Origin of the sequence: Streptomyces sp. NPDC090445 (assembly GCF_044769385.1) — a bacterium.
GTDB lineage: Bacteria > Actinomycetota > Actinomycetes > Streptomycetales > Streptomycetaceae > Streptomyces.
The window spans coordinates 120,697-143,546 of record NZ_JBIVXV010000002.1 but is presented as its reverse complement, the minus strand read 5'-3'; the positions used below and the strand labels follow the sequence as shown (position 1 = coordinate 143,546).

20 protein-coding genes are annotated in these 22,850 nt (G+C 74.4%); 11 read left to right on the top strand and 9 right to left on the bottom strand.

Features of this window, described 5'->3' with window-relative positions:
- The first annotated feature begins 75 nt into the window (after positions 1-75).
- The 5 genes from ACIQUT_RS05355 (at position 76) to ACIQUT_RS05335 (ending at position 4,603) form a co-directional block, all read left to right on the top strand.
- The gene (locus tag ACIQUT_RS05355) at positions 76-1,359 is read left to right on the top strand and encodes an NAD(P)/FAD-dependent oxidoreductase (protein ID WP_403559667.1); all 1,284 of its coding nucleotides are present in this window, start codon (positions 76-78) and stop codon (positions 1,357-1,359) included.
- 119 nt (positions 1,360-1,478) lie between these two features.
- The gene (locus tag ACIQUT_RS05350) at positions 1,479-1,844 is read left to right on the top strand and encodes an Rv2175c family DNA-binding protein (protein ID WP_403559665.1); all 366 of its coding nucleotides are present in this window, start codon (positions 1,479-1,481) and stop codon (positions 1,842-1,844) included.
- A 78-nt stretch (positions 1,845-1,922) separates the two neighbouring features.
- Entirely contained in the window at positions 1,923-2,573 is a 651-nt protein-coding gene (gene thiE / locus ACIQUT_RS05345; protein ID WP_403559662.1) for a thiamine phosphate synthase, read from the top strand.
- Positions 2,574-2,642: 69 nt separating this feature from the next.
- Positions 2,643-3,560 carry a methylenetetrahydrofolate reductase [NAD(P)H] gene (gene metF, locus ACIQUT_RS05340; protein ID WP_403559659.1) on the top strand — a complete coding sequence of 306 codons (918 nt, stop codon included), beginning with the start codon at positions 2,643-2,645 and terminating at the stop codon, positions 3,558-3,560.
- Between the two features lie 41 nt (positions 3,561-3,601).
- Positions 3,602-4,603, top strand: coding sequence for a hypothetical protein (locus tag ACIQUT_RS05335; protein ID WP_403559657.1), 1,002 nt, complete (start codon positions 3,602-3,604; stop codon positions 4,601-4,603).
- A 111-nt stretch (positions 4,604-4,714) separates the two neighbouring features.
- Here the strand turns inward: ACIQUT_RS05335 and ACIQUT_RS05330 are convergent, their stop codons facing one another.
- The 5 genes from ACIQUT_RS05330 to ACIQUT_RS05310 all read right to left on the bottom strand — a co-directional run bounded on the left by ACIQUT_RS05330 (position 4,715) and on the right by ACIQUT_RS05310 (position 8,975).
- Positions 4,715-6,136: a phytoene desaturase family protein gene (locus ACIQUT_RS05330; RefSeq protein ID WP_403559654.1), complete on the bottom strand. Its 1,422-nt coding sequence runs from the start codon at positions 6,134-6,136 to the stop codon at positions 4,715-4,717.
- Between the two features lie 33 nt (positions 6,137-6,169).
- Complete coding sequence (locus ACIQUT_RS05325) at positions 6,170-6,820, bottom strand: DUF4126 domain-containing protein (protein ID WP_403559652.1); 651 nt, start codon at positions 6,818-6,820, stop codon at positions 6,170-6,172.
- A 128-nt stretch (positions 6,821-6,948) separates the two neighbouring features.
- On the bottom strand, positions 6,949-7,350 hold the full coding sequence (locus ACIQUT_RS05320) for a DUF3040 domain-containing protein (RefSeq protein WP_403559650.1): 402 nt from the start codon (positions 7,348-7,350) through the stop codon (positions 6,949-6,951).
- 310 nt (positions 7,351-7,660) lie between these two features.
- A complete protein-coding gene (locus ACIQUT_RS05315; protein WP_403559648.1) occupies positions 7,661-8,419 on the bottom strand; it encodes a methyltransferase domain-containing protein in 759 nt (252 codons plus the stop codon).
- A gap of 73 nt (positions 8,420-8,492) precedes the next feature.
- Entirely contained in the window at positions 8,493-8,975 is a 483-nt protein-coding gene (locus ACIQUT_RS05310; protein ID WP_179175656.1) for an SAV_6107 family HEPN domain-containing protein, read from the bottom strand.
- 206 nt (positions 8,976-9,181) lie between these two features.
- On the opposite strand from ACIQUT_RS05310, the gene ACIQUT_RS05305 reads away from it, so the two are divergent.
- Genes ACIQUT_RS05305 through ACIQUT_RS05295 form a run of 3 tightly spaced genes read left to right on the top strand, consistent with a single transcriptional unit; the run spans position 9,182 to position 12,934 of the window.
- Complete coding sequence (locus ACIQUT_RS05305; protein WP_403559645.1) at positions 9,182-10,216, top strand: ATP-binding cassette domain-containing protein; 1,035 nt, start codon at positions 9,182-9,184, stop codon at positions 10,214-10,216.
- Positions 10,188-12,278, top strand: a complete 2,091-nt coding sequence (locus tag ACIQUT_RS05300) for a YhgE/Pip family protein (RefSeq protein WP_403559643.1) — start codon at positions 10,188-10,190, stop codon at positions 12,276-12,278. The genes ACIQUT_RS05305 and ACIQUT_RS05300 overlap by 29 nt, the downstream gene beginning before the upstream one ends.
- A gap of 29 nt (positions 12,279-12,307) precedes the next feature.
- A complete protein-coding gene (locus ACIQUT_RS05295) occupies positions 12,308-12,934 on the top strand; it encodes a TetR/AcrR family transcriptional regulator (protein WP_403559641.1) in 627 nt (208 codons plus the stop codon).
- 406 nt (positions 12,935-13,340) lie between these two features.
- Here ACIQUT_RS05295 and ACIQUT_RS05290 read toward each other — a convergent pair whose 3' ends face one another.
- The 4 genes from ACIQUT_RS05290 to ACIQUT_RS05275 all read right to left on the bottom strand — a co-directional run bounded on the left by ACIQUT_RS05290 (position 13,341) and on the right by ACIQUT_RS05275 (position 18,845).
- Positions 13,341-15,788 (bottom strand): transglutaminaseTgpA domain-containing protein, encoded by a 2,448-nt coding sequence (locus ACIQUT_RS05290; RefSeq protein ID WP_403559640.1) that lies wholly within the window; start codon positions 15,786-15,788, stop codon positions 13,341-13,343.
- On the bottom strand, positions 15,785-17,149 hold the full coding sequence (locus tag ACIQUT_RS05285) for a DUF58 domain-containing protein (protein ID WP_403559638.1): 1,365 nt from the start codon (positions 17,147-17,149) through the stop codon (positions 15,785-15,787). Before ACIQUT_RS05285 ends, ACIQUT_RS05290 begins: the two co-directional genes overlap by 4 nt.
- A complete protein-coding gene (locus ACIQUT_RS05280) occupies positions 17,149-18,159 on the bottom strand; it encodes an AAA family ATPase (protein ID WP_403559636.1) in 1,011 nt (336 codons plus the stop codon). Before ACIQUT_RS05280 ends, ACIQUT_RS05285 begins: the two co-directional genes overlap by 1 nt.
- 137 nt (positions 18,160-18,296) lie before the next feature.
- The gene (locus tag ACIQUT_RS05275; RefSeq protein WP_403559634.1) at positions 18,297-18,845 is read right to left on the bottom strand and encodes a beta-class carbonic anhydrase; all 549 of its coding nucleotides are present in this window, start codon (positions 18,843-18,845) and stop codon (positions 18,297-18,299) included.
- Between the two features lie 342 nt (positions 18,846-19,187).
- Here ACIQUT_RS05275 and rsmH point away from each other — a divergent pair, with 342 nt between their 5' ends.
- The 3 genes from rsmH (at position 19,188) to ACIQUT_RS05260 (ending at position 22,813) form a co-directional block, all read left to right on the top strand.
- Positions 19,188-20,117 (top strand): 16S rRNA (cytosine(1402)-N(4))-methyltransferase RsmH, encoded by a 930-nt coding sequence (gene rsmH, locus ACIQUT_RS05270; protein WP_403560581.1) that lies wholly within the window; start codon positions 19,188-19,190, stop codon positions 20,115-20,117.
- Complete coding sequence (locus ACIQUT_RS05265; protein ID WP_403559632.1) at positions 20,114-20,656, top strand: hypothetical protein; 543 nt, start codon at positions 20,114-20,116, stop codon at positions 20,654-20,656. The genes rsmH and ACIQUT_RS05265 overlap by 4 nt, the downstream gene beginning before the upstream one ends.
- Positions 20,657-20,809: 153 nt before the next feature.
- Positions 20,810-22,813 carry a peptidoglycan D,D-transpeptidase FtsI family protein gene (locus ACIQUT_RS05260; protein ID WP_403559630.1) on the top strand — a complete coding sequence of 668 codons (2,004 nt, stop codon included), beginning with the start codon at positions 20,810-20,812 and terminating at the stop codon, positions 22,811-22,813.
- Positions 22,814-22,850: the final 37 nt, after the last annotated feature.

The following is a 22,850-nucleotide window of genomic DNA, read 5'->3' as shown; positions in this document are numbered from 1 at the left end:
GGCGGCGGGAGAGAGCCGGGACGCGGCCGCCGGTGCACCCTTCCTCACCGATCACTGCTGACTAGGGTGGGTTGCGTGAGCGAGCAGACCGAACACACTCAGAGCGGCGTCGTCATCGTCGGCGCCGGAATGGCCGGCGTGCAGACCGCGGTCGCCCTGCGCGAGCAGGGCTGGACCGGCCCCGTGATCCTTCTGGGCGCCGAGCCCCACCAGCCCTACGACCGGCCCCCGCTGTCCAAGGCGGTCCTGCTCGGCAAGGCCGAGGACTCCGCCTTCGACGTCGACTTCGAGGGCCTGGGCATCGAACTCCGGCTCGGCGTGGAGGTGACCGGGCTGCGGGCCGCCGACCGCGAGCTGGACACCGAGTCCGGCCCGGTCCCGTACGGGGTCCTGGTCCTGGCGACCGGCGCCGAACCGCTGACCCTGCCCGGCTCCGAGGGCGTCCCCGGCGTCCACCTGCTGCGCACCCTCGACGACGCGGCCCGGCTGCGGCCGGTGCTGGCCCGGACCCCGGCCACCGTCGTCGTCGGCGCCGGGTGGATCGGTGCCGAGTTCGCGACCGCGGCCCGGGAGGCGGGCTGCGCGGTGACGGTGGTCGAGGCCGCGGACCGGGTGCTCGCGGGCGCCCTGCCGGCGGAGGTCGCCGCTCCGATGGCCGGCTGGTACGAGGAGGTGGGGGCCGCCCTGCTGACCTCCGCCAAGGTCGCCTCGGTGGAGTCCGGGCGGGTGCTGCTCGCGGACGGCCGGGAGCTGCCCGCCGGGGCGGTCGTCGTGGGCATCGGGGCGCGGCCCGCCACCCGCTGGCTGGCCGGGTCGGGCGTCGAGCTCGGCGCCGACGGCTCGGTGACGGCGGACGCGTACCTGCGGACCTCCCTGCCGGGGGTGTACGCGGTGGGCGACTGCGCCTCGTTCCCCTCGGCGCGGTACGGGGCGCGGCTGCTGGTGCACCACTGGGACAACGCGCTGCAGGGGCCGCGGGTGGTCGCGGCGAACATCCTGGCCGGGGCCGGGGCCGGGGCCGGGGCCGGGGCGGAGGCAGAGGCAAAGGCGGAGTCCGGGGCCGCGCTCCAGGTCTACGACCCGGTCCCGTACTTCTGGTCCGAGCAGTTCGGGCGGTTCGTCCAGTACGCGGGCCACCACGCGGACGCGGACACCCTGCTGTGGCGCGGCGACCCCGGCGGGCAGGCGTGGTCGGTGTGCTGGCTGCGGGCCGGGTCGCTGGTAGCGATCCTCGCCGTGGGCCGGCCGCGGGACCTCGCCCAGGGCCGCAAGCTGATCGAGACCGGCGCCGCCGTCGACCCCGGCCGGGTGGCCGACCCCGGCACCCCCCTGAAGTCGGCCGTGGCTGCCCCGCAGTAGCGCGGCGCGGAGCACCCGGACGGCGCGCCCGGGCCGTGCGGGGGTCCCCGTACGGCCGGGGAGCCCCGTACGGACAGGCCCGGGTACCGGCAGCGGGCGGGAGGTGGCAGGCTTGTGCCGTGACCGAGATTGACACCAAGATCGATGCCCTTGTCCCCTCCTGGCTCCACCTGCCCGACATCGCCGAGATGCTGGACGTCGAGGTGACCCGGGTCCGCCAGCTGGTCAAGGAAGGTCAGCTGATCGCCGTCCGCCGGGGCGAGAACCGCACCCTCCAGGTCCCCGCCGACTTCATCGACGACACCAAGCTGGTCAAGGGCCTCACCGGCCTGCTGACGGTGCTGCGCGACGACGGCTTCTCCGACGAGGAGATGCTGGAGTGGCTCTTCACCGCGGACGAGACCCTGCCCGGCACCCCCGTGCAGGCGCTGCGCGAGAATCGCGGCACGGAGGTCAAGCGCCGCGCCCAGGCGCTCGCCCTCTGACCCGAGCCGACCGATCCATCCGCGGAACGCGGGCCGCCCGGTGCGGCCCGCGTTCTCTGCGCCCACCAGGGGGTACCCATGTCCTCGAACGCCCGGCAGCTCTCCGACGCCAGGCTCTACCTGTGCACGGACGCCCGCACGCGGCAGGGAGACCTCCCCGAGTTCCTCGACGCCGTCCTCGCCGGCGGGGTGGACATCGTCCAGCTCCGCGACAAGGGCATGGAGGCGGCCGAGGAGCTCGACCACCTCCGGGTGTTCGCCGAGGCCGCCCGCCGGCACGGCAAGCTCCTCGCGGTCAACGACCGCGCCGACGTCGCGCACGCCATCGGCTCCGACGTCCTGCACCTCGGCCAGGGCGACATCCCGGTGCCGGCCGCCCGCGCCATCCTCGGCGAGGGGGTGCTGGTCGGCCGCTCCTGCCACGCCGAGCCCGAGGTCGACGCCGCGGCCGCCGAGCCGGGCGTGGACTACTTCTGCACCGGCCCCTGCTGGCCCACCCCCACCAAGCCCGGCCGGCCCGCCCCCGGCCTGGACCTGGTCCGGTACGCGGCCTCCCTGCGGCAGGACCGCCCCTGGTTCGCGATCGGCGGCATCGACGCCGGCAACCTCGACGAGGTCCTCGACGCCGGCGCGACCCGGGTCGTCGTCGTCCGCGCCCTGACCGAGGCGTCCGATCCGGGGGCCGCGGCGGCGGACCTCGCACGGCGTATCCGGAACCGCGTCTCTTAAGTGTCCAAAAACCTGTCCAAAACCCGGACAGGGCTTCGGCGTGCGGGAACACGCGTCTAACCTGCCCGTATGGCCCTTGGTACCGCTTCCACCCGAACGGACCGTGCACGCACGGTCCGCGACCTGCTGGCGTCCGGGGACCCCTCGTACTCGTTCGAGTTCTGGGCTCCCAAGACCGAGAAGGGCGAGCGCAACCTCTGGAACGCGCTGCGCCGCATCGAGGCGGTGTCCCCGAGCTTCGTATCCGTGACCTACGGGGCCGGCGGCTCCACCCGGGGCGGCACGGTCAAGGCCACCCAGCAGATCGCCGCCGACACCACGCTGACACCCGTCGCGCACCTCACCGCCGTCGACCACTCCGTGGCCGAGCTGCGCAATGTGATCGGCCAGTTCGCGGACGCCGGCATCCGCAACATGCTCGCCGTGCGCGGCGACCCGCCGGGCAACCCCATGGGCCCGTGGGTGCCCCACCCCGAAGGGGTGCACTACGCGGCCGACCTGGTCCGGCTGCTGAAGGAATCCGGCGACTTCTGCGTGGGCGTCGCCGCCTTCCCGGAGATGCACCCGCGCTCCGAGGACTGGGACACGGACATCCGGCACTTCGTGGACAAGTGCCGCGCCGGTGCCGACTATGCGATCACCCAGATGTTCTTCGATCCGGAGAATTATCTGCGGCTTCGCGACAGCGCCGAAAAGGCGGGCTGTGACACCCCGATCATCCCTGAGGTCATGCCTGTTGTGGCCGTCAAGCAGCTCGACCGGCTGCCCCAACTCAGCAACGCCGTCTTCCCCGAGGCCGTGAAAGAGCGCATGCTCGCCGTCAAGGACGATCCGGCCGCTGTACGCTCCATGGGGATCGAGTTCGCCACGGAGTTCTGCGCGCGGCTGCTGTCCGAGGGTGTCCCGGGGCTGCACTTCATCACGCTGAACAACTCCACGGCGACTCTCGAGATCTACGAGAATCTGGGCCTGCACCAGCGGGCCTGATCGGCCGTACCCCAGGACGGCCGTACCGAGGGGTGCCACGCATGGGAATGACGGTCCTCTACGTCGCGTTCGGTTTCGTCGCGCTGTGGCTGCTTGCCGAGGTCCTGATGCAGTACAAGGCCCGGCTGCGCTGGCGGCTGCTCGCGTTCGCCGGGTTCCTCGGCGTGGTCGCGGGGGTGGTGCTGCCCTCGGTGCCGGTCATCGCCGCGGGCGCGCTCGCGTTCGCGCTGGGCCAGACGCTGGTGACGCTGTCCTTCCGCAAGGGCTTCGAGGCCGGCTGGGCGCTGCGCAAGGGCGGCAAGCAGGGCAAGGGCGGCAAGGGTGGCAAGGGCGAGGACGCCGCCGCGGCCCCGAAGGGTGCCGCCCGGCGCCGCCGCGCCGGCGGACCGCGGTCCGAGCCCGCGCTGGAGGTGTCCGGGGTGGAGTACGGCGCCGACGCGCCGGGCGGGCCCGCGGACGCGGGCGCCGACGGGGCGGCGGAATCCGGGAAGACCCCCCGGCCGCGGTTCACGGCCGCGACGGAGGAGCTGTACAGCCCCGAGCCGCTGCCCGAGGACACCGGCTCGTACGGGATACAGAGCTTCGGGTCCGGCTCCGACGCCGGGCAGACGGCCGCGTTCGCCTCGCCGTTCACCACCGCCGAGCAGGACGCCCACGGCTACGCCGGCTACCAGGACCCGCAGGCGCCGGGCGGCGGCTACGACTACCCCGGCGCCTACCAGCCCGGCGGCGAACAGCAGGTCTACGCCGCCTACTCGGACCCGTACATCGGCACCGGCGGCGGCGTCATCCCGCAGCAGCCGTACGACTACACCCCGTACGGAGGCCAGGGCGCCGGCCCGTACGCGGGCGGCACGGCCGGGCAGGACCAGTACGCGATGGACACCCCGCCCGGCGGCGTGTGGGTGCCGCAGCAGCGGGACGTCGCGCAGCCGTACCCGGCCGACGGCCAGGGCGGCCAGGCGTACCCGCAGCAGCCGCAGCAGCAGCCCCAGCAGTACCCGTACCAGGGCTCCGGCGACTACGAGCAGTACCGCTACTGACGGCTCCGCACCGGGTTTCGCCCCGGCGCGCACCGGATGCCGGACCGGCTCCGGTGCGGGCCGGGGCCGGGGACGGGCTCACCGGGCGGCCGCCCCGTGAGCCCGTCCGGCTTACTGCGAGCCGCGGAAGTCCGCGCCCTCCACGATCAGCCCGGCCACCAGCGCCCCGGTCATCCCGGCGTGCGCCAGCCCGCCGCCGGGGTGCGCCCAGCCGCCCGCGAGGTACAGCCCGGGCAGGGCCGTGGAGTTCGCGGGGTGCAGCAGCCGGCCGCCGGCCCCGGCGAGCGAGGGCGCGGGCACCGCTCCGCCCGCCGCCCCGGTGGCCGCCTCGATGTCGGCCGGGGTGCGCGCCTCCCACCACAGCAGCCGCTCGCGCAGCCCGGGCACGGCCCGGGCGGCGAGGTCCAGCAGCGCCTCGGCGTCGGGTGCGGGCGCGGCGGCCGGGCCCGCGGGGGCGCACACCGCACTGACGGTGACGGCCTCGTGGTCCGCGTCGGGCCGGACGGCGGGGTCGTCGGGGCGCAGCACGGTGAGCTGCGTGCCCGGGGAGTGGACGAGGGTGCGGTGCACGGTGCCGGCGGGGCGGGGGCCGCGCAGGGCGAGCAGCAGGGTGAAGCGGGCGGCTCCGGCCGCGGCCCCGGCGGGGACGCCGTCGGGCGGCAGCGGCACGGCCAGCTGCCGCGGGTCGATCCCGCAGACCACGTGGTCGGCCGGGTGCCCGGTCCCGTCGGCCAGCAGCACCCCGGCGGCCCGGCCCTCGCGGGCCAGGACCTCCCGGACCGGCGCGTCGAAGACGAACTCCACCTTCCGCTCGCGGCAGCGCTCGTACAGGGCGGTCGCCAGTGCCCGCATCCCGCCGCGTACGTACCAGCTGCCGAAGGTCTGCTCCATGTAGGGCAGCACGGCCGCGGAGGCGGGGGCGGTCGCCGGGTCGAGGCCGTACTCCCGCACTCGGGCGGCCAGCACTTCGCCGAGCTGCCCGCCCAGTTCGCGTGCCGCGACCTCGGCGAGGGTCGGCGGGCGGCGGCGCAGCAGCCCGCTCTTGCGGACGGCCGGGTACGGGTCCCGGCCGAGGACCTGCCAGTCGGGGCGCAGCGGCTCCTCCAGCAGGGGGCGGCGGGTGACGTCCCAGGTGTCCCGGGCCCGGTTGAGCACGGTGGCCCAGCGTTCCCCGGCGCCCGCGCCGAAGGCCTCGTCGAGGGCGGCCGCGGCGCCGCCGCGGGAGGCGCCCGGGAGGGTGACGGCGGTTCCGTCGGCGAGGACGTGGCGGACGGCCGGGTCGACCTGAACGAGGTCGACGCACTCCTCCAGGCGCCGCTTGCCGGTCTTGACGAACAGGTCGCGGTAGACGGCGGGCAGGTGTAGCAGCCCCGGGCCCGTGTCGAAGGCGAATCCCTCCCGCTCGAAGCGGCCGAGCGAGCCGCCGTGGGTGGAACCCCGTTCGTACACCGTCACCTGGTGCCCTGCCACGGCCAGCCGGGCCGCCGTGGCCATCGCGCCCATGCCGGCGCCGATCACCGCAATTCGTGCCATGGCCCCGACCCTATCGAGCGGCTCCGCCCGGGCTCAGCGGGGTGGCCCGGGCGCCTGCGCGGCCGGTCCGGGGCGTGCGGGCGGCCCGCCCTCGCCGGCCAGGCGCTTCTCCTCGCGGCGCTGGGCCCGCCGGCGCAGGAAACGGCGGATCCGGGACCACAGGAAGACGACCAGGGCCAGGCCGGCCGCGAGCAGGACGGCGGCGATCACGGCGGCGGCGACGGGGTGGAACAGGGCGAGGGTGACGACGGCGGCGACGCCGAGGTCCTCGGCGGTGCTCAGCACGATGTTGGAGAGCGGCTCGGGGGAGGTGTTGACCGCCATGCGGGTGCCGGCCTTGACGGCGTGGCTGGCCAGGGCGGTGGAGCCGCCGATCGCGCCGGCGGCGAGGTCGGGGAGGGAGCCGCTCTGCCCGGCGAGCAGGGCGCCGACCACGGCCCCGGCGACGGGCCGGATGACGGTGTGGACGGCGTCCCAGACGGAGTCCACGTACGGGATCTTGTCGGCGACGGCCTCGCAGAGGAACAGCACGCCGACGACGACCAGTACGTCGGTGCGCTGCAGGGAGGCGGGCACCTCGTCGGTCAGCCCGGCCGCGCCGAAGAGGCCGAGCAGGAGGACCACGGCGTAGGCGTTGATCCCGCTGGCCCAGCCGCTGGTGAAGACCAGGGGGAGGACACTCACCGGGCCATCATCGCGCAGCGCGGGTGATCCGGTGGGCGGACGGGGAAATCCCGGGCGCCGCGGCCGGAGCGGTGAGGGGACGGCCGCCGTGCGGCAGCCGCCCCCTCACCCGTGTCTGCGCGGGGTCCCTAGTGCCCCTGCTCGTCGCGGCGGCGCTGCCACCGCTCCTCGATGCGGGTCATCATCGACCGACGCTGCCGGTTGCGGCCGTGGGCCGAACCGCCTGCACCTCCGGAGACGGGGTGCTCGCCAGGCTTGGGCGCCTTGCGCCAACCGGTGACCACGAGGACCGTGCAGCCCAGCATGACGAGGAAGCCCACCACGCTGACCCACAGTACGTTCGGGATGATCACACCGGTCATGAGGAGCGCGATACCCACCACAATGCCTGCGACTGCCTGGTAGACCCGTCGCCGGGTGTACGTGCGCAGTCCGCTTCCCTCAAGCGCTGTCGCGAACTTGGGATCTTCGGCGTACAGCGCTCGCTCCATCTGCTCGAGCATTCGCTGCTCGTGCTCCGAGAGCGGCACGGGAGTCCTCCTCATCCTTCGGTCGCGGGGGGTAGCGACCAGGGGTCCCCTTCAGGATAGGCGGGGAATCGCCCCCGTGATACCCGCCCTCCACGCCAGGTTCGAAAAATGCACTGCCGGAAAGGCAGTGCCCCACAACAAAACACTCCGCGAAACCGTACCGCCGGGGGAGCGGTCGCTGAGGCCGTTATTCCCCACCGCTCCGTCCGCCATGCAGGTCGCGTCCCACGATCATACGGCGCAGGCCCGCGCGGCGGAGGGTCTCGGAAGGACCCGCGGAAACCGGCGCAGGTTCCGCGGGCCGGGGAATTCAGGCGCGCTTCTCACCGAGTACGTGCAATTGCGTGGCGATCGCGTGGAAGGCGGGCAGCTCGGCGGCGGCCTCCTCCAGGCGCAGCAGCGCCTCGACGGCGCCGGGCTCGGTGTCCACGAGCACGCCGGGGACGAGGTCGGCGAAGACGCGGACCCCGTGCACCGCGCCGACGTCCAGGCCCGCTCCGGCGACCAGCTCGGTGAGCTGCTCGGCGGTGAAGCGCCGCGGCATCGGGTCGCCGGTGCCCCAGCGGCCGACCGGGTCGGTGAGGGCCGCGCGGGCCTCGGTGAAGTGGCCGGCGAGGGCGCGGGCGACGACGGCCCCGCCGAGGCCGGCGGCGAGCAGGCTCAGCGTGCCGCCGGGGCGCAGGGCCGCCACCGCGTTGGCCGCGCCCTCGGCCGGGTCGTCGACGTACTCCAGCACGCCGTGGCAGAGCACCACGTCGTACGACTCCCGCTCGACCACGTCGAGGAGGCCCTGCGCGTCGCCCTGCACGCCGCGGACGAGGTCGGCCACGCCGGCCTCGGAGACCCGGCGCTCCAGCCCGAACAGGGCGTTCGGGCTGGGGTCGACGACGGTGACCCGGTGGCCCAGGCGGGCCACCGGTACGGCGAACTTGCCGGTGCCGCCGCCGGTGTCGAGTACGTCCAGCACGTCCCTCCCGGTCGCCTTCACCCGGCGGTCGAGGGCCTCCTTGAGGACCTCCCACACCACGGCGGTGCGGAGGGAGGCACGGGGGCGGGAAGTGTCCGACACGGCTGATGGCTCCTCGGCGCGGTAAGGGCGGGCTGTCCGGGTCCCACCCTATTGCCTCCGGCAGTGCCGCAGCTCATCCCGCGTCAGGACGCTCCGGCCGGGGCTGCGGCAGGGTCTGCGCCACCGGCTGGAGCGCGAGCATCCGCTCGACCAGCCGCAGGAACATCGACGCGGCGCGCAGGAGGTAGTCCGCGTCCTCGCTGCTCGCCGCGTCGCGTATGCCGGCCTCGGCCCGGGCCCGGCGGTCGGCTCCCGATGCGAACAGGGCGCTCCACTCGGCCAGTTCGGGCGCGAGTTCGGGAAGCACCTCCCAGGCGCTGCGGATCCGGGGCCGGCGCCTCGGGTGGGCCGGCTCGGGCCGCGCGCGGGCGGCGAGCACGGCCGCGGCGGTGCGCAGGGCGGCGAGGTGGGCGGTGGCGTAGCGCTCGTTGGGGCGGGTCAGCCGGGCGGCCTCGGCGAGGCCGCCGCGTGCTTTGTCGAGCAGGTCGAGCGCGGCCGGCGGGGCTGCCGACCTGCGCGGGACGGGGTGGACAGGGGACGGGGACGGTGTGGCCATGACGAACCTCCTGTCGTTGCGTACTGCTGCTCTTCCCGGCGCTTGGTTCCGTGCCGTGGGTCCATCGTGACGGCTGCCACTGACAATCTCGCTGACCTGCGGTTTTGCGGGTTCCTCAGGTGGTGTTCGACCCCGGTGCGCGGGTGTCCGGGCCGGGGGTGGTAGTTTTTGAACTGACCGGTCAGTTCAAAAGAGAGGGGGTCGGCGTGGACAGCCCGCACGGCGCGGCCGTCAAAGCCGAGAACTTCGGACTCAAGGGCCCGCGCGGCTGGGCGTTCCGGGGGGTGGGGATCGACGCCGGTCCCGGCTCGCTCATCGCCGTGGAAGGCCCCTCGGGCACCGGCCGGACCTGCCTGCTCCTCGCCCTCACCGGGCGCATGAAGCCGAGCGAGGGCCACGCCGAGGTCGCCGGCCACCCGCTGCCGAAGCGGATGGCCGCCGTCCGGCGAGTGGCCGCCCTCGGTCCGGTCTCCGGCGTCAACGACCTCGACCAGGCCCTCACCGTCGCCGAGCAGCTCCGCGAGGGCGCCCTGCTCCAGCGCCGCTACGAGGGCCCGGTCCGCGCCCTGCTGCGGCCCCGCGGTGAGCGCCGCACCGCCACCGCGGCGCGTATCGACGCCGCCCTGGCCGCCGCCGGCCTGGACGTGGACGCGCTGCCCAAGGGCCCGCGCACCTCCGTCCGGGACCTCGATCGCCTGGAGGCGGTCCGGCTGTCCGTGGCCATCGCCCTGCTGGGCTCCCCGCGGCTGCTGGCCCTCGACGACCTCGACATCAAGCTCTCGGACGCCGAGCGCGCCGACGCCTGGGCCATGCTCCGCTCGATCGCCGACGCCGGGACCACCGTCCTCGCGGTGTGCAGCCAGGCCCCGGACGGCGTGCAGGTCCTGCGCACGTCCCCCGCCGAGCCCGAGACGAAGCTTGCGGCCAAGCCCGCGTCCAAGGTCGAGACGAAGACGGCCGCGAAGCCCGCGGACAAGACCGAGGCGAAGCCCGCCGCGAAGCCCGAGACGAAGCCTGCCCGGAAGGACACCGCGAAGCCCGCGGCGATGGACACCGGCACGGCCGAGACGGAGCCCGCGGCGAAGGCCCGGGCCGAGGGCGAGGCGCAGACCGACGCGCAGACCGAGGCGAAGCCCGCGGCGCAGACCGAGGCGCGGACCGAGGCGAAGACCCCGGCCGACACGGCCGACGACGACACGAAGGGAGCGGACGATGCGCTCGCCGAAGCTGGCCGCGCTTGAGCTGAAGCGGTTCGGGCGGGGGAAGCTGCCCAGGGCCGCCCTCGTCGCGCTGCTCCTGCTGCCGCTGCTCTACGGAGCCCTGTACCTGTGCTCCTTCTGGGACCCGTACGGCCGCCTCGACAAGGTGCCCGTCGCCCTGGTCAACGCCGACAAGGGCGCCACCGTCGACGGCAGCCGCCTCGACGCGGGCGCGGACATCACCAAGAAGCTGCACGACAGCAAGACCTTCCAGTGGCACGACGTGAGCGCGAAGGAGGCGGCCAAGGGCCTGGAGGACGGGAAGTACTACCTGACCCTGACCATGCCGGCCGACTTCAGCGAGCGGATCGCCTCCAGCTCCGGCGACGACCCGACGACCGGCGCCCTCCAGGTCCGCACGAACGACGCGAACAACTACATCGTCGGCTCGATCTCCCGCACGGTCTTCGCCGAGGTCCGCACCGCAGCGTCCACGAACGCCTCCCGGAAGTTCCTCGACAAGATCTTCGTCTCCTTCTCCGACCTGCACGACAAGACCGCCGAGGCCGCCGACGGCGCCTCCAAGCTCAAGGACGGCGCGACCAAGGCCCAGGAGGGCGCGAAGGAGATCGCCGACAACCTCGACAAGGTCGAGCAGAAGAACGGCGAGCTCACCGGCGGGCTGGAGAAGCTCGGCGAGGCCGCCACAAAGCTGAAGAAGGGGACCAGGGACGTCGCCAACGGCACCCAGGTCGTCGCCGACAAGGTCAGCGGCAACGCCGACAAGGCCCGCCCCGCCCTGAAGGACCCCAAGCAGGTCGCCGACGCCGCCCAGCTGGTCGCGGACACCGCCCAGGTCGTGGGCAACCACCTCGACAAGATCTCCAAGACGGCCCCCGGCGCGGCCCGGGTCAGCAAGCAGGTCGCCACCCTGGCCGCCGACGCCCACACCCGCAACTGCACCGGCGCCGCCGCGGCCAAGACGCCGTCGGCCGCCTGCGCCGACCTCAAGAAGGTCAAGGACACGAGCGCGGAGGCGTCCCGGCTCACCGGCGACGTCGACACCCTGTTCAAGGGCACCAACGGCGACCTGATCACGCTCCGCAAGCAGCTCTCCGACCTGGAGACCAAGGCCCGCAAGCTGGCCGCGGACGCCCCCCACCTGTCCGCCCGACTCGACGCCGCCGTCACCCAGGCCAACGCCCTCAACGACGGCGCCCACAAGGTCGCCGACGGCATGGCCCAGCTGCACGCCGGCCTCGGCAAGGCCACCAACGGCTCCGCCGCCATCGGCGACGGCGTCAGCAAGATCGGCGACGGCGCGCACAGCCTCGACGGCGGCCTGTACAAGCTCGCCGACGGCAACGGCGAACTGGCGAACGGCCTGCACGAGGGCGTCGGCAAGATCCCGGACTACGACCAGCAGCAGCGCGACGCCCGCACCGAGGTCATGGCCGACCCGATCAAGCTCGCCAACCAGTCCCTGCACAAGGCGCCGAACTACGGCACCGGCTTCGCCCCGTACTTCATCCCGCTCTCCCTCTGGGTCGGCGCGATGGTCGCGTACATGCTGATCGCGCCCGTGAACCGGCGCGCCCTGGCCGCCGGCGCCTCGCCCTGGCGGATCGCGCTCGCCGGCTGGCTGCCCGTCGCGGGCCTCGGCGCCCTCCAGGTCGGCCTGCTGATGTCCGTCCTGCACTGGGGCCTCGGCCTGGAGATGGAGCGCCCGGCCCTGACCATCGGCTTCCTGGTCCTGGTCACCGGCTGCTTCGCGGCGATCGTGCAGTGGCTGAACGCAAAGTTCGGGGCCGCCGGGCGGATCCTCGTGCTGGCCGTGCTGATGCTCCAGCTGACCTCGGCCGGCGGCACCTACCCCGTCGAGACCAGCCCGGGCTTCTTCAACGCCATCCACCCGTACCTGCCGATGTCGTACATCGTCGAGGGCCTGCGCCGCCTGATCACCGGCGGCGACCTCGCCCCCGTCTGGCAGGGCAGCGCCGTCCTGCTGGCCTTCACCGTGGGCGCCCTCGCCCTCACCTCGCTCGCCGCCCGCGGCAAGCAGGTGTGGACGATGGACCGGCTCCACCCCGAACTGAGCCTGTAGAGACCGGGGGACCTGTGAGAATCAGCCACATGGACAGCAGCAGCACCACCGCCGGCGGCGGCCGCCGCCAGGTGACACGCCAGAAGCTCTACGAAGCGGCCGTCACCCTCATCGCCGAGCAGGGCTTCTCCGCGACCACGGTCGACGAGATCGCCGAGCGGGCGGGCGTCGCGAAGGGCACCGTCTACTACAACTTCGCCAGCAAGAACGAGCTCTTCGAGGAGCTGCTGCGGCACGGCGTCGGCCTGCTCACCGCCTCCCTTCGGGCGGCGGCCGAGGAGACCGAGTCGAACGGCGGCAGCAAAGTCGAGGCGCTCGACGCGATGATCCGGGCCGGCCTGGTCTTCATCGACCGCTACCCCGCCTTCACCCAGCTCTACGTGGCCGAATTGTGGCGGACCAACCGCACCTGGCAGTCCACCCTGATGGTGGTCCGCCAGGAGGCGGTGGCCGTCGTGGAGACGGTGCTGCGCGAGGGCGTGGAGCGGGGCGAGCTCAGCGCGGAGATCGACGTGCCGCTGACGGCCGCGGCGCTGGTGGGGATGGTGCTGGTGGCCGCGCTGGACTGGCAGTCCTTCCAGCGTGAGCGGTCGCTGGACGACGTGCACTCGGCGCTGTCGCTGCTGCTGCGCGGGCGGGTCAGCGGCAACGCCTGACCGCCGCCCCCCGATCGGCGGTGCTGCCGGCCGGCCCGGCCGCGTACAACTGGTGGGGCCTGCCGCCGGTCCGCCGCGGAGCCTGAGTACCCGTACTCAGGCGAGGAAATGAGTACCAGCGCGGATGGGCTCCCACCTGCGCGGACGACAGACTGGGGGCAACGGAACGGGGCCCGGTCCGGACCGCCGACACGGGGCGGCCGGTGCGGACCGGGTGCCTTCCGCCGGGACGGGGGAAGACGGGGGAAGACGGGGAAAACGGGGAAACCGGGGAGGGGAAAAACGGGGGGAAACAGCCCGGTGATGCAGTGACGCCGGCGCGGCGGGGCTCGGGGGGATCGAGCCTCGCCGCGCCGGCGTTTTCACATGCGTACGGATGCCACCGCGCCCGCAGCGGCCCCCGGCCTCAGCTGCGGTCCCGCAGCGGCAGGCGGGGCAGGCGCGGCCGGGGGACCCGCGCCGCGAGGGCGGCCAGGCGGCCCCGGACCGCCGCGGCCCAGGCCTCCCGGCGCGCCGCGGCCGCCCAGCGCAGCCGGACCGCGGAGCGCGGCAGCAGCAGCGCCCGGAGCCGGCCGAAGCGGCCCGGCCCGGCCAGCAGCGCGGTCCGCGCCAGCAGCACGTCCGCCGCGGGCCGGTACGGGTCCTGGCCGGGCGGGGCGTACAGCGCGCGCTCCACGGCCCCGGCGACCCGGTGCACCGCCTCGGCCGCCTCCGGCTCCAGCCGGCCCAGCTCCACCAGCCGGGACGCGGCCCGGCGCGGCGACAGGGCCCCGTCCGGGGCGATGCCGACGTCCCAGGCGGCGTCGCCCAGCTCCTCCCAGGCCGACAGGACACCGTCCGCGGCCAGCCGCCGCGCCCTGACCCGGCTCCGCCACAGCATCGGCAGCAGCGGCAGGGCCAGCAGCGCCAGCACGGAGCCCGTCCAGCCGAGGACCGCGGTGACCGACGGGCCGCCGCCCTTGCCGCCCGCGCTCTGCTGGGGCGCTGCGCCGCCGCACTCGCCCAGCCTCCTCAGCTCCGGCGGGCAGGTGTCGGCCTTCGACGGCTCCGCGGACGGCTGCGCCGCGCTCTGCGACGGCACCGGGGACGGGGCCGAGGGCTGGGCCGCCGGCCGGTCGGTGCGGGAGTAGTCCGGCAGGCTGATGCCCTGCCGGGGCGTGGGCTCGAACCGGGTCCAGCCGATGCCCTCGAAGTACAGCTCGGGCCAGGCGTGCGCGTCCCGCATGGTCACGTTGACGCTGCCGTCCGGCTGCCGCTCGCCCGGGGTGAAGCCGACCGCCACCCGCGCCGGGATGCCGAGCGACCGCGACATCGCCGCCATCGAGAACGCGAAGTGGACGCAGAAGCCCTCCTTGTCCTGGAGGAAGCGGGCGATCGCCGTCGGTCCGGTCCCCGAGGCCACCTTCGTGTCGTAACGGAATCCACCGTTCACGGCGAAGAAGTCCTGCAGCTTCACCGCCCGCGTGTAGTCGTCCTTCGCCCCCTTGGTGACCTGGCGGGCCGTCTCCGCGACCACCGGCGGCAGGGTGTCGGGCAGCTTCGTGTACTCGTCGCGGATCGCCCGGTCCGGCTCCGGGGCGGCCTGGAGCTGCGCCGCCGTCGGCCGCAGCAGCAGGCTGGTCACCTTGTAGCCGGCACCCTGGACGTTCTGGAAGCGGTCCTTGCCCAGCTGGTCGCCGACGAGGGTCCGGCCGACCGGCTCGAACCGCCACTTGCCGGGGATGTCCACGGACGTCGCCGGGTACGGCATCGGCAGGTACCGCTGCGCGTACGTGTCGGCCGCGGAGAGGTTGGTGCGGACCTCGACGGCGTTCCGGCGGACCTGCGCGCTCAGGCCCGGCGGGGCCGGCAGCCGCTCGGGCACGTCCTCCAGGGCACGCGCCGACGCCTCCCACTTGACCCCGTTGAACTCGTCCAGCGCCAGGATCCGCAGGTACTGCTCGCCCAGCTGCGGGCTGTCCGTCCGGTACTTCAGCACCACCCGGTTGTCCTGCGCGTTCAGGCTGCCCTGCAGCGAGACGAGCGGGTTGACCGCCGATATGGTCCCGCCGACCCCGCTGCCGCCGCCCTCGGCCTCGCCCTGGCGGGCCAGCATCCCGCCGCCGAGCGGGGGCAGCACCGCCGGCACCGCCAGCGCGAGGCCCAGCGCCACCGCGCCGATCCGCCGCCCCGTGCGCACGGGGGAGACCGCCTGGCCCGAGCCCTCGCCGCTCCCGTACCCCGAGGCGGCCGACACCCGGCCGGGCGGGGCCCCGCCGAAGACCCGGCCCCACTGGGCCAGCCGGTCCCGGCCCTCGGCCAGCAGCAGCAACAGGTAGCCGCCGCCGGCCAGCACGAAGGAGAACCAGGCGCCGCCGCCGCCGAGGCCGCCGGACAGCCCGGCGGCCACCGAGTACAGCGCGAGCAGCGGCAGCCCGGCCGCCGCGGCGCTGCGCAGCGTCACCGCCAGCAGGTCCACCAGCAGCCCGACCAGCAGCACCCCGGCGAGCAGCAGCAGCCGGATGCCGTCCGTAAGCGGCGCCGGGATCGAGAACTCGGCCACGTCCTGCAGGCCCCGCAGGAACAGGGCCCCGACGTCCGTCACCAGGTACGCCACCGGCCCGGTGCCGGTGGACTCGCCCTTCCCCGCGAAGAGGAAGATCAGCACCAGCGCCGACACCAGCATCTGGCAGGCGACGGTGAGCCAGCGCGCCAGCGGCACCCGCCGGGCCGCCGCCCCCACCCCGCTCTGCACGGCGAGCAGCAGGCCCGCCTGCAGCAGCCAGCCCGCCGACTCCACCAGCGAGGCCAGCGACCACGAGGTCATCAGCGTCGCCAGTGCCGCGAACAGCGTCAGCCGCGCCCGCCCGCTCATGACCGGCCTCCCGAGGTCTCTGCCGGTGCACTGCCGGCCTGCCGCCACAGATCACCGAACGCCGCCCCGGGCGGCACGGCCAGCGCCGTCCAGCCCGTCTCGCGCAGGCGGCGCAGCCGCTCCTCCGCCTGCGTGCCCGGCCGTCCGGCCCACCGGTCCGGGTCCAGGACGAAGGCCACCGCGGCCCCGCTGCGCCCGCGCATCCGCGCCGCCATTTCCGTCTGTGCGTCGTCGAGGTCCCCGAGGAAGGCGACGAGCAGCCCGTCGCCGCCGGAGCCCGTACCGCCGCCGTCGGCGCCGCTGCTGCGCAGGGCGTCGTAGGCGCGCGAGAGGCCCGCGCCGTCGGAGTGCCCGACGACCGCGAGGGTGTCCATCATCAGCCCGGAGGCCTCGGTGGATTCCGGGCCGCCGGAGGAGAAGCCGCCGCCCTCGCCGGGCACCGCGCTCCCGGTGTCGGTGAGCAGCCGTACGGCGAAGCCCCGTTCGAGCAGGTGGACGAGGGTCGAGGCGGCCGCGGACACGGCCCACTCGAAGGCGGACTCCGGGCCGGCGCCCTCGAAGGCGGCCGCCCGGGTGTCCAGCAGGACGGTGGCCCGGCTGCGCTGCGGCTGCTCCTCGCGCCGCACCATCAGCTCGCCGTAGCGGGCGGTGGAGCGCCAGTGCACCCGGCGCAGGTCGTCGCCGCGCCGGTAGGTCCGCGGGATCACGTCGTCGTCGCCGGCCAGGGCCAGCGCGCGGTGGCTGCCGTCGCCGTAGCCGGAGGTCTCGCCGGTCAGCCGGACCGGCGCCAGCTCCTCGGTCCGCGGGACGACGGTGAGGAGGTCGTACGTGCCGAACGAGCGGGTCAGCTCGACGAGCCCGAACGGGTCGGTCAGCCGCAGCTGGAGCGGGCCCAGCGGGTAGCGGCCGCGCATGTCGGAGCGGACCCGGTAGGACACCTCGCGGCGTCCGCCCGGCTCCAGGCGGTCCAGGACGAAGCGGGGGCGGGGCCCGAGCACGTACGGGACGCGGTCCTGCAGCATCAGCAGACCCGTGGGCAGCCGGGAGCCGTTGTCCATGCGCAGCTGTACGCGGGCCTCGGCCCCGGCGGGCACGCGGACCGGGGTGAGCCGGCGGCTGCCGGAGACCCGGTGGCGGGTGCGGTGCAGGGCGAGGACGCAGACCAGCGGCAGGGCGGCGAGGAGCAGCCCGACCCGGAGCAGTTCGCTCTGGCCGAGTACGTACGCGCACAGGGCGGCGGCCATTCCCGCGGCCAGGAAGGACCGGCCGCGGGTGGTCAGCCCCGCCAGCGAGGCGCGCAGCCCGCCCGGCCCCGGGCCCTGGCTCGCGCCGCCGGCGCCGCGCGGGGCACCGGCGCTCATCAGAAGCCCCGGACGCCCGCGGCGGGCGGCGTCTCGCCGCGGCCCCGGGCAGCCGGGACGGGGGTGCGCTGGACGATGTCCTGGACGACCTGCTCGGCGGTGCGCCGGTTGAGCTGGGCCTGCGCGGTGGGCAGCAGCCGGTGCGCGAGGACCGGCCCGGCCAGGGCCTGGGCGTCGTCGGGCAGGACGTAGTCCCGGCCGGACAGGGCGGCCGAGGCCTTCGCGGCGCGCAGCAGGTGCAGGGTGGCGCGGGGCGAGGCGCCCAGGCGCAGGTCGGGGTGGCTGCGGGTGGCGGACACCAGGTCGACGACGTAGCGCTTGACGGGCTCGGCGACGTACACGTCGCGGACGGCGTCGATCAGCTTGGTGATGTCGTGGGCGTGCGCGACGGCCTGGAGGTCGTCGAGCGGGGACAGCCCGCCGTGCACGTCGAGCATCTGCAGTTCGGCGTCCGGGTTCGGGTAGCCGACGGAGACGCGGGCCATGAAGCGGTCGCGCTGGGCCTCGGGGAGCGGGTAGGTGCCCTCCATCTCCACCGGGTTCTGGGTGGCGACCACCATGAACGGGCTGGGCAGGGCGTAGGTCGTGCCGTCGATGGTGACCTGCCGCTCCTCCATGGACTCCAGCAGCGCGGACTGGGTCTTGGGCGAGGCGCGGTTGATCTCGTCGCCGATGACGATCTGGGCGAAGATCGCGCCGGGCTTGAACTCGAACTCGCGGCGCTGCTGGTCGTAGATGCTGACACCGGTGATGTCGGAGGGCAGCAGGTCCGGGGTGAACTGGATGCGCTGCACCGAGCAGTCGATCGACTTGGCGAGGGCCTTGGCGAGCATGGTCTTGCCGACGCCCGGCACGTCCTCGATCAGCAGATGGCCCTCGGCGAGCAGCACGGTCAGCGCGATCCGCACGACCTCGGGCTTGCCCTCGATCACGGTCTCGACCGAGTCGCGGACCCGCTCGGCCGTGCTCGTCAGATCTGCGAGGCCCGCTCTGTCGTCATACGTCGTCACCTGGTTCTCCTCGGCCCTTTCCGGCAGGGCCGACGTCCTTCGCGCGTGACGGCCCACCCCAACACGGACGCCGGCCCGGACGGAATTCCGGGCGGCGTCATCCCCGCATTGTTGACGGCGTCACGGGGCTGTGTCACTCACGAGGCCGGATCGATCTCCCGCAGGAGCCCGGTGTGCACGTCGAAGACGAAGCCTCGCACATCGTCGCGGTGGGGCAGGAAGGGATTGGTGCGGACCCGCTGCATGGACTGGCGAACGTCCTGGTCAACGTCCCGGAAGGCCTCGACGGCCCAGGCGGGGCGCTGGCCGACCTCGTCCTCCAGCTCGTGCCGGAAGTCCTCGGTGAGGCTCTCCAGGCCGCAGCCGGTGTGGTGGATGAGTATGACGCTGCGGGTGCCCAGGGCGCGCTGGCTGATGGTGAGCGAGCGGATGGTGTCGTCGGTGACGACGCCGCCGGCATTGCGGATGGTGTGGCAGTCGCCCAGCTCCAGGCCGAGCGCCTTGTGCAGGTCGAGGCGGGCGTCCATGCAGGCCACGACGGCGACGCGGAGCACGGGCCGGGCGTCCATGCCGGGGTCCTTGAAAGTCGCGGCATACCTGCGGTTCGCCACGACCAGCTCATCGGTGACGGACCCGCCGGAGGTCGGTGCGGCGGACTCTGCGGGCAGGGATGCGGAAGTCGTCATGCATACGACGGTAGTGGTCACGGCCGGTCCGGGCATGGAGTGAGGGTGGACAAAGAAGGTCAACCAGCCTTGTTGTGAGCTAACCCACAGGAGTGGGCAGGGTGGGCCCATCCGGGTGGTTCGCGGCTTTCGGGGGTTCCTCGGAAGGCAGCCGCTACGGCACGCGCGGGCGGTTCGTTGACCGCGCCGACCGGTGCACTAAAGTGGCGCGAACCGGCCGGAGCCCGGCCCCACCGGCCGCCCGGCCCCCTGGTAACACTCCGCGTGCGCGGCGCGGCGTATGCCTGCCGCGCCGTTATCTGAGAGGGCGCTTTGACCAGCGAGTCCCGACACGTCCCGGTCATGCTCCAGCGCTGCCTGGACCTGTTGGCCCCGGCGCTCCAGAAGCCGGGGGCCGTCGTCGTCGACTGCACCCTCGGCCTCGGAGGCCACAGCGAGGCCCTGCTGACCCGATTCCCCGAGGCCCGCCTGATCGGCCTCGACCGTGACAAGGAGGCCCTGCGCCTCTCCGGCGAGCGGCTCGCCCCCTTCGGGGACCGGGCCACCCTCGTCCACGCCGTCTACGACGAGCTGCCCGACGTACTGGACCGCCTCGGCATCCCCGCCGTCCAGGGCGTCCTCTTCGACCTGGGCGTCTCCTCCATGCAGCTCGACGAGGCCGACCGCGGGTTCGCGTACGCCCAGGACGCGCCGCTGGACATGCGCATGGACCAGACGACCGGCATCAGCGCCGCCGAGGTCCTCAACACCTACCCGCCGGGCGAGCTCGTACGGATCCTGCGCCAGTACGGCGAGGAGAAGCAGGCCAAGCGGATCGTCTCGGCGATCGTCCGCGAGCGCGCGAAGGAGCCGTTCGGCAACAGCGCCCGGCTGGTCGAGCTGATCCGCGATGCCCTGCCGCAGGCGGCCAAGCGCACCGGCGGCAACCCGGCCAAGCGGACCTTCCAGGCCCTGCGCATCGAGGTCAACGGCGAGCTGTCGGTCCTGGAGCGGGCCATCCCGTCCGCCGTGGACCGCATCGCCGTCGGCGGCCGCATCGCGGTGCTCTCCTACCACTCCCTGGAGGACCGCCTCGTCAAGCAGGTCTTCGCCGCCGGAGCCGCCTCCACCGCCCCGCCGGGCCTGCCCGTGGTCCCCGAGAAGTACCTGCCGAAGCTGAAGCTCCTCACCCGCGGCGCCGAGCTGCCCACCGAGGAGGAGATCGCCGAGAACCGGCGGGCCGCCCCGGCCCGCTTCCGCGGAGTGGAGCGGATCCGGGAGGCGAACCTGTGAGCAGGGGCGGGGCCGGGCCGGCGGGACCGGGGCGACTGCGCGGCCCCGCGGCGGGACAGGCGGCGCGCACGCCGTTCGTCCTGCTCGTGGTGGCGCTGCTCGCCGGCGGGCTGATCAGCCTGCTGCTGCTGAACTCCGCCCTGAACGAGGGCTCCTTCCAGCTGTCCCGGCTGAAGAAGGAGACCACCGCGCTGACCGACGAGGAGCAGGCCCTCCAGCGGGACGTCGACGCCTACTCGGCGCCCGACGCGCTGCAGCGGCGCGCCCAGGAGCTGGGCATGGTCCCCGGCGGCAGCCCCGCCTTCGTCGGCCCGGACGGCAAGGTCACCGGCACCGCCGCCGTCGCGGAGTCCCCGACCCCGGCCGCCCCGCCCCCCGCTTCGCCCCCGGCCGCGCTCCCCGCCGCGTCCGGGACCCCGTCGGCGCCGACCGGGGCGCCGCCGCAGAGCCCGCCCCCGCCGAACGCCCCTGCCGTGCCGGGCCCGGCGGCGTCCTCCCCGCAGCCAGGACCCCAGCCCACCCCCAACCCAGGCAGGTGACGTCGTGACGCGGACCCCTCCGGGCCCCCTCCCCGCCCCACCCCCTCCCCGCCCCCGCGCCACAGCCGCCGGCACCCCCGCCGCCGAAGGGCCGGCCCCCCGGGCGGGGGCGCACGCAGGCGCGCCGGAGCGGCACCGCCCGGAGGTGGCCGGGTGAACCCGCAGGACACCCCGCGGCGGCGGGTGCCCGGACCCGGGCGGCCCCGCCCCGCCGGCACGGGCGGCCGGCCGCGGCCCGCGGCCCGCCCCGCGACCCGCAGGCCCCCCGCCGCCCGCGCCCCGCACACGATCCGGCTCGGCAGCCCGCGGCCCCGGCTGCGCCTGGTCGGCGTCGGGCTGACGCTCGTGATGCTGGCCTTCGTCGTACGGCTGCTGCAGGTGCAGGCCGTGGACGCCGCCACGTACTCCGCCAAGGCCTCCGAGAACCGCTTCGCCAGCATCACCCTGGCCGCCGAGCGCGGTGAGATCACCGACCGCAAGGGCGTCGCCCTCGCCATCAGCGTCGACGCGTACGACATCACCGCCGACCCCCAGATGTTCACCCCGCAGGAGAGCAAGGCCCCCGACGCCCCCGAGCAGGCTGCCGCCCTCCTCGCGCCCATCCTGAGCGCCGACGCCAAGGAACTCACCGCCCGGCTGAAGACCAAGAACACCCGCTACGTCGTCCTCGCCCGCCGCCAGACCCCCCAGGTCTGGAACCAGATCAAGGACCTCAAACGGGTCTTCGCCGAGAAGGCCACCGCCGACAAGCGGAACAACGGCCCCGGCGCCAACGTGCTGGCCGGCGTGTTCAACGAGGACAGCAGCAAGCGCGTGTACCCGGGCGGGGACCTGGCCGCCGGGATACTGGGCTACGTCAACGCCGAGGGCAAGGGAGCCGGCGGCCTGGAGTCGGCCCTCGACCGGAAGCTGTCCGGCAAGGACGGCACGATCACCTACGCCCAGTCCGGCGGCCGCCGCGTCCCCACCGCCGGGTCCAGCGAGAAGCCGGCCGTGCCCGGCGAGGACGTCGAGCTGACCATCGACCGGGACATCCAGTGGGCGGCGCAGAGCGCCATCACCGAGCAGGTCCAGAAGTCCGAGGCCGACCGCGGCTACGTCATCGTCCAGGACACCCGCACCGGCGAGGTGCTGGCCATGGCCAACGCGCCCGGCTTCGACCCCAACGACCTCAGCCGGGCCAGCTCCGCGGCCATGGGCAACGCGGCCCTCCAGGACGTCTACGAGCCCGGCTCCACCGCCAAGGTCATCTCCATGGCCGCCGTACTGGAGGAGAAGAAGGCCGCCCCCGACACCCGCGTCGAGGTCCCCAACCGGCTCCACCGCGGCGACCGGCTGTTCAAGGACGACATCGACCACCCGACCTGGTACCTGACCCTCAACGGGGTCCTCGCCAAGTCCTCCAACATCGGCACCATCCTGGCCACCGGCCAGCTCGGCCCCACCCAGCCCGACGCCAACCGGGTGCTCCACTCCTACCTGACCAAGTTCGGCATCGGGCAGCCGACCGGGCTGAACTACCCGGGCGAGTCCCGCGGCATCCTCGCCCGCCCCGAGGCCTGGTCGACCTCCCAGCAGTACACGATCCCCTTCGGCCAGGGCCTGTCCCTCAACGCCATGCAGGCGGCCTCCGTGTACTCCACCGTCGCCAACGGGGGCGTCCGGATCGAGCCCACCCTGGTCCGCGGCACCAAGGGCCCCGACGGCCGCTTCACCCCCGCCCCGGCCCCCGAGCAGACCCGCGTGATCAGCAGGGAGACCGCCAGGACCCTCTCCGAGATGCTGGAGTCCGTCGTCGACGACCAGGAGGGCACCGGCACCAAGGCCCGCATCCCCGGCTACCGCGTCGGCGGCAAGACGGGCACGTCCAACCGGGTGGATCCGGCCACCGGCCGCTACAAGGGCTACACCGCCTCCTTCGCCGGGTTCGCCCCCGCCGACAACCCCCGCATCACCGTCTACTGCGCCATCCAGAACCCCACCAAGGGCAGCTACTTCGGCGGCCAGATCTGCGGACCCATCTACAAGAAGGTCATGGAGTTCGCCCTCAAGACCCTCCAGGTCGCCCCCACCGGCAGCGCCCCCGCCGGCCTCCCCGTCACCTACGAACCCGGCCCCCAGGCGGCCCCCCAGAGCTCCCCGCAGCCCGGCCGGTGACCCGTCCGCCCGCCCGTCCCGTCCAGCAGATCCGTGA

What these genes read in the sequence shown, in the direction of transcription:
- thiE (WP_403559662.1), top strand. Translation starts at nt 1,923, where the DNA reads ATGTCCTCGAACGCCCGGCAGCTCTCCGACGCCAGGCTCTACCTGTGC.
- metF (WP_403559659.1), top strand. Translation starts at nt 2,643, where the DNA reads ATGGCCCTTGGTACCGCTTCCACCCGAACGGACCGTGCACGCACGGTC.
- ACIQUT_RS05335 (WP_403559657.1), top strand. Translation starts at nt 3,602, where the DNA reads ATGGGAATGACGGTCCTCTACGTCGCGTTCGGTTTCGTCGCGCTGTGG.
- ACIQUT_RS05330 (WP_403559654.1), bottom strand. Translation starts at nt 6,136, where the DNA reads ATGGCACGAATTGCGGTGATCGGCGCCGGCATGGGCGCGATGGCCACG.
- ACIQUT_RS05310 (WP_179175656.1), bottom strand. Translation starts at nt 8,975, where the DNA reads ATGGCCACACCGTCCCCGTCCCCTGTCCACCCCGTCCCGCGCAGGTCG.
- ACIQUT_RS05300 (WP_403559643.1), top strand. Translation starts at nt 10,188, where the DNA reads ATGCGCTCGCCGAAGCTGGCCGCGCTTGAGCTGAAGCGGTTCGGGCGG.
- ACIQUT_RS05295 (WP_403559641.1), top strand. Translation starts at nt 12,308, where the DNA reads ATGGACAGCAGCAGCACCACCGCCGGCGGCGGCCGCCGCCAGGTGACA.
- ACIQUT_RS05290 (WP_403559640.1), bottom strand. Translation starts at nt 15,788, where the DNA reads ATGAGCGGGCGGGCGCGGCTGACGCTGTTCGCGGCACTGGCGACGCTG.
- ACIQUT_RS05285 (WP_403559638.1), bottom strand. Translation starts at nt 17,149, where the DNA reads ATGAGCGCCGGTGCCCCGCGCGGCGCCGGCGGCGCGAGCCAGGGCCCG.
- ACIQUT_RS05275 (WP_403559634.1), bottom strand. Translation starts at nt 18,845, where the DNA reads ATGACGACTTCCGCATCCCTGCCCGCAGAGTCCGCCGCACCGACCTCC.
- rsmH (WP_403560581.1), top strand. Translation starts at nt 19,188, where the DNA reads ATGCTCCAGCGCTGCCTGGACCTGTTGGCCCCGGCGCTCCAGAAGCCG.